General features: G+C 73.8%; 4 protein-coding genes. 1 reads left to right on the top strand and 3 read right to left on the bottom strand.

Going from position 1 to position 5,559, the window contains the following annotated elements:
- From ACZ7C5_RS37735 to ACZ7C5_RS37725, 3 genes are all read right to left on the bottom strand, one after another.
- Positions 1 to 1,679, bottom strand: a 1,679-nt coding sequence (locus ACZ7C5_RS37735) for a condensation domain-containing protein (RefSeq protein ID WP_470324437.1), incomplete at its 3' end; no start/stop codon positions are given.
- Complete coding sequence (locus ACZ7C5_RS37730) at positions 1,676 to 3,520, bottom strand: amino acid adenylation domain-containing protein (protein WP_470324436.1); 1,845 nt, start codon at positions 3,518 to 3,520, stop codon at positions 1,676 to 1,678. The genes ACZ7C5_RS37735 and ACZ7C5_RS37730, both read right to left, overlap by 4 nt.
- Positions 3,520 to 3,738 (bottom strand): MbtH family protein, encoded by a 219-nt coding sequence (locus ACZ7C5_RS37725; RefSeq protein ID WP_188299412.1) that lies wholly within the window; start codon positions 3,736 to 3,738, stop codon positions 3,520 to 3,522. Before ACZ7C5_RS37725 ends, ACZ7C5_RS37730 begins: the two co-directional genes overlap by 1 nt.
- A gap of 214 nt (positions 3,739 to 3,952) precedes the next feature.
- On the opposite strand from ACZ7C5_RS37725, the gene ACZ7C5_RS37720 reads away from it, so the two are divergent.
- Positions 3,953 to 5,559: condensation domain-containing protein (locus ACZ7C5_RS37720; protein WP_470324435.1), on the top strand; the 1,607-nt coding region annotated here is incomplete at its 3' end.

Raw genomic sequence — 5,559 nt, 5'->3', positions numbered from 1 at the left:
AGGCACACCCCCACCACCGACTCGGGCCCCACCCCCGCCGCCCGCAACCGCCACGCCAACGCCTCGGCACGCTCGTCCAGCCGCGCGTACGACAGGCCCTCACCCTCGAACCGCACCGCCACCCCGGCAGGCGAACGCCCCACCTGCTCCCCGACCAACCCGTGCAACAACCCACCCACCGGATAGGCCACCGCCGTGTCATTGAACCCCGCCAACACCTCCACCTCATCGGCCGAAGCCAGCGAGATCTGATGCACGGACAGTCGGGGTCGCGCGACCAGCTCTTCGAGCAGCGTGCCGAAGTGCCGCACGAGCACCGCCATCCGCTCCCGGTCGAACAGCGCCGTCGCGTACTCGACGACTCCGCTCAGCGAGCCGTCGGGCTGCTCGGTCAGGTACAGCGTCAGGTCGAACTTGGAGCCGTGCCAGGGCGTGGTGAACTCGGTGGCCCGCACGTCCGCGGCCTCGAACCCCGCGGGATCGGTGTTGTTCAGCGCGAACATGATCTGGAACAGCGGGTTGCGCGAAGGGTCCCGCTCCGGCGCCAGCTCGTCCACCAGCCTCTCGAACGGCACGTCCTGGTGGGCGAAGGCGTCCAGCGCCGTCTCCCGCACCCGGTCCACGGCCGTCAGGAACGACGGGTCGCCGGACAGGTCGGTGCGCATCACCAGGGTGTTGACGAAGAAGCCGACCAGGCCCCGCACCTCGACCCTGGTGCGGCCGGCCACCGGGGTGCCCACCACGATGTCGGTCAGGCCGGTGTGCCGGGCCAGCAGGACCTGGAACGCGGCCAGCAGCACCATGAACGGCGTCGCGCCGCGCGAGCGCCCGAGCTCCGTCAGGGCCTGCGCCGTCCGGGCCGGCACGGTGAACGGCAGGGTGGCGCCGGCCGGGTCGAAGACCGGGGGGCGGCGCCGGTCGGCGGCCAGCTCGGTCGCCGTCGCGCCCTCGAGCACTGACCGCCAGTACGCCGGCTGCCCGGTCGCCGGGCCGGCGGGCTCGCGGCGCTGCCAGGCGGCGAAGTCGGCGTACTGCACCGGCAGCGGCTCCAGCGGGCTCGGCGTGCCGGTGGCGAACGCCGAGTAGGCGGCGGCGAGTTCACGGGCGAGCACGCCGACCGACCAGCCGTCGAAGGCGATGTGGTGCAGGGCCAGGGACAGCACGTGGTGGTCCGCGGTGAGCCGCACCAGCCGGGCCCGCAGCGGCCAGTGGCCGGCCAGGTCGAACGGCGTCCTGGCCTCGCGCTCCAACAACTCCGCCAGTCGCACCGGGCGTTCGGACGGGCTCAGGTCGCCGAGGTCCAGCTCCGCGAAGTCCGGATCGGCGGCCGGATCCACCACCTGGACCGGCCGGTGCCCGTCCTCCCGGTAGCGGGTGCGCAGCACCTCGTGCCGCTCGACCACCTCGCGCAGGGCCCGGCGCAGCGCCGGTACGTCCAGCGGCCCGCGCAGCTCCCAGCCGAGCGGCAGCACGTACTCGACGGTGCCGGGGCGCAGTTGCTCCAGCGTCCAGATCCGCTGCTGGGCGAAGGAGAGGGGCAGCCGCCGGTCGCGCGGTACGGGGCCGATCGCCCCGGACGCGCGCGCGGGCCCGGCGGCGCCGCGCAGGAGGCTGTCCAGCAGCGCCTGCCGCTGGTCCCCGGAACTCTCCGGCGCACGCCGGTTCGGCACTGTGCTCATCCCTCACGCACCTGCGACAACATCGACTCCACCTCGGCATCGGACAGTTGCATGACGTGCTCGGTGATCGCGCGTTGCAGCCGGCCGGCCAGCCGCGCGACCGTCGGCTCGTCGAACACGGCGCGCGCGGGCAGCGCGACGGGGAACCGGTCCCCCAGCAGCGTGGCCACCTGGGTGGCCAGCAGCGAGTGGCCGCCCAGCTCGAAGAAGTCGTCGTCCACGCCGATCGGGTGCACGCCGAGCAGTTCGGTCCAGATCGCGGCGACGGCCTCCTCCAGCGGCGTCCTGGCCACCGCCTCCGGCGCGGCCCCGCCCGCTGCCGGCGCCGGCAGCGCCGCCCGGTCCACCTTGCCGTTCGGGGTGAGCGGCAGCCCGGCGAGCGTCACGAAGGCGGTCGGGACCAGGTGGTCCGGCAGCCGCTCCCGCAGGTACGCCCGCAACTGCGCGCCGGAGGGGGCCGCTTCGCCCTCGGGGACGACGTAGCCGACCAGTTGCTTGTCCCCGACCGCGGTCAGCCGCACGGCGACCGCCGCCGCGGCGAGCGCGGGGTGGTTCCCCAGTGCCGCCTCGATCTCGCCGGGCTCCACCCGGTGCCCGAGGATCTTCACCTGCTGGTCGCGCCGGCCCAGGAACCTGAACAGGCCGTCCTCCTGACGAGCCACCAGGTCCCCGGTGCGGTACAGCCGGCCGCCCGGCGTGGTGCCGAACGGGTCCGGCACGAAGCGCTCGGCGGTGAGGGCGGGCCGCCCGAGGTAGCCGCGGCCCACCCCGGGCCCGCCGACCAGCAGTTCACCCTCCGCGCCCGGCGGGGTGAGACCGCCCCGGTCGTCCACGACGTACGCGGTGGTGTTGGTGATGGCGGTGCCGATCGGGATGCTGCCGCCCGTCTCGGCCGGCGTGATGCCGCGCCGGACGCAGCTGAACGTCGTGCACTCGGTGGGCCCGTAGCCGTTGCTGACCTCGACGCCGAGTTCGATCAGGGCCCGCACCTCGGCGGGCGGTGCCACGTCGCCGACCACGAGCACGTGGCGGACCCCGGCCAGGGCGGTGGGGCGGGTGCGCACCACGTGCTGGAACAGCCCGCTGGTGAGCATCAGCAGGGTGACGCCGTGGTCCCGGACCGCCCGCTCGATCGACTCGCCGGTGGGGATGCCCTGCGGAAGTACCGCCAGCCTGGCCCCGTTGGCCAGCGGGGCCCAGATCTCGAAGGTCGAGGCGTCGAAGGAGAGCGAAGCGAGCATCAGCACGACCTGCCCGGCGTCGAGGTCGGCGTAGTCGACCCCGTGCACCAGCCGCAGCACGTTCCGGTGGGTGATCCCGACCCCCTTGGGCCGGCCCGTGGATCCGGAGGTGTACATGAGGTAGGCGAGGTCGTCCGGGCGGACGGCGACCGGCGGCGCGGTGACCGGCAGGTCGGGCGCCATCCGTCCCTTCGTGATCAGGACGGCGCGCAGGCCCGGCACCGCGTCGAAGCGGTCCACCCACTCCGCCTGGACCAGCAGGATCCGGGCTCCGGAGTCGGCCGCCATGAACGCCAGCCGCTCGGCCGGGTACTCCGGGTCCAGCGGCACGTAGTAGCCGCCGGCCTTGAGCACGCCGAGCAGCGCGACCACCACCTCGATGTCCCGCCCCGCGCAGACCGCCACCGGGTCACCGGGGCCGACCCCGTGTTCGCCCAGCAGGTGCGCCACCTGGTTCGCCCTGACGTCCAGTTCGGCGTAGGTCAGCCGCTCGCCGGCGCACTCCAGCGCGACGGCCCACGGCGTGGCGGCCGCGTGCTGCGCGACCCGCTGGTGCAGGGGGGTGTCGGGCAGCGCCACGTGCTCGCTCCGCTCGCCCATCAGGCCTGGCTCGCCTGCTCCATGCGGCGGCGCAGGCTGAGCGGGCGCATGTCCGTCCACACCGTGTCGATGTGGTCCAGGCAGGCCTGCTTGAGCCCCTCGAAGCCCTCCCGGTACCAGCCGAGCGGCAGGTCCCGGTCCGCGAGCCAGATCGAGTACTGCTCCTCGTCGTTGTGGACCACGCAGTAGGTGCGCTCGTCGGTGCTCTCGTCAGCCATCCCGCTGTCCTCCCGCAGTGGTCGACCGGCCCTCGGGGTCCGGCGCTGTCGCAGGACAGCGTGCCGCAGGCCGGCTCCGCGCCCCCAGAGAAGAACCGACAGCGGAGTGCGCAGTCGTGCCGCGCGCAGGTCTGCCGGTCCCTCTCTACCGCGCGCCGCCGGGTGCTCGGCAGGCTGACCGCACGCCGACGTGGCGCTCTGTGGGAGGTGGCAGGTGAACGGTGGTTTCGGCCCGGAGGCCGACGTGGCGGCCGAGGCTGCGCAGGGGCAGCCGGTGCACTGCCCGACGTCCTTCGCCCAGGAACGGCTCTGGTTCCTCGACCAGTTGCGGCCGGGGGCGGCGGACTACCTGCTGCCGCTCGTGCTGCGGATCACCGGGGCGCTGGACGCCGGGGCGCTGGTCCGGGCGGCACAGGCGGTGCTGGACCGGCACGAGGTGCTGCGGACCCGGTACCCGGCGGTCCAGGGAGCGCCCGTCCAGGCGATCTCCGAGTACGCCGAACTCCCCGTCGAGCACGTTGACCTGACGCATCTTCAGGTGAATGAGCGGGAGGCCGGGGTACGCTCGGTCGTCGACCGGGGCATCCGCCGCCCGTTCGACCTGGCCACCGAACTGCCGCTGCGGCTGACCCTGCTCCGGCTCGCCGACGAGGAGCACCTGCTGCTGCTCGTGGTGCACCACATCGCCTTCGACGGCTGGTCCTGGGGCGTCCTGGCCCGGGAACTGGACTCCTTCTACGGCGCCTTCACCGGCGGGACGCCGCTTCCCGAGCCGCTCCCGGTGCAGTACGCCGACTTCGCCGACTGGCAGCGCGAGTACCTGTCCGGCGACCGGCTGGCCGGGGAACTGGCGTACTGGCGCGGCCGGCTGGCCGGGCTGACGCCGCTGGCCCTGCCGACGGACCGGCCGCGGCCGGCGGTCTGGGACGCGACCGGCGACAGCGTGGAGTTCGAGCTCGCCCCCGAGCTGGTCGCGGCGGTCGGACGACTGGCCCGGGCGCACGGCGCGACGCCGTTCATGGTGCTGCTCGCCGCCTTCCAGGCCCTGCTGGCCCGGCACACCGGCCAGCAGGACATCGCGGTGGGTACGCCGGTGGCGGGCCGGTCACTGGTGGAGGTGGAGGAGCTGGTCGGCTTCTTCACCAACACCCTGGTGATGCGGGCCGACCTGTCCGACGAGCCGTCCTTCCTCGATCTGCTGGCCAAGGTGCGGGAGACGGCGCTGGACGCCTTCACCCACCAGGACGTGCCGTTCGAGAGCCTGGTGAACGAGCTGGCGCCGGAGCGGGACCTCTCCCGCAACCCCCTCTTCCAGGTGTCCTTCGCCCTCCAGAACGCCGCCGCCCGGCCGTTCACCCTGCCCGGCCTGGACGTGCGGGTGGTCCCCACGGCCGGGGCCGGATCGGCCTTCGACCTGATGCTGCACGTGCTGGAACACGAGGACGGCTCCCTGTCCGGCTCCCTCCAGTACTCCACCGCCCTGTTCGACCGCGCCACCGCTGACCGTCTCGCCGAGCACTACGGACGGCTGCTGCGCGGCGTGGTGGCCGATCCGGCGGCCGCGGTCTCCCGGGTGTCACTGCTGTCCGAGCGCGAGGTGGAGGTGTTGGCGGGGTTCAATGACACGGCGGTGGCCTATCCGGTGGGTGGGTTGTTGCACGGGTTGGTCGGGGAGCAGGTGGGGCGTTCTCCGGACGGGGTGGCGGTGCGGTTCGAGGGCGAAGGGCTGTCGTACGCGCGGCTGGACGAGCGTGCCGAGGCGTTGGCGTGGCGGTTGCGGGCGGCGGGGGTGGGGCCCGAGTCGGTGGTGGGGGTGTGCCT

It is taken from the genome of Kitasatospora sp. NPDC036993 (assembly GCF_055607525.1).
Note: the sequence above shows the minus strand (reverse complement) of the source record. Positions and strands in the feature narration are given on the sequence as shown.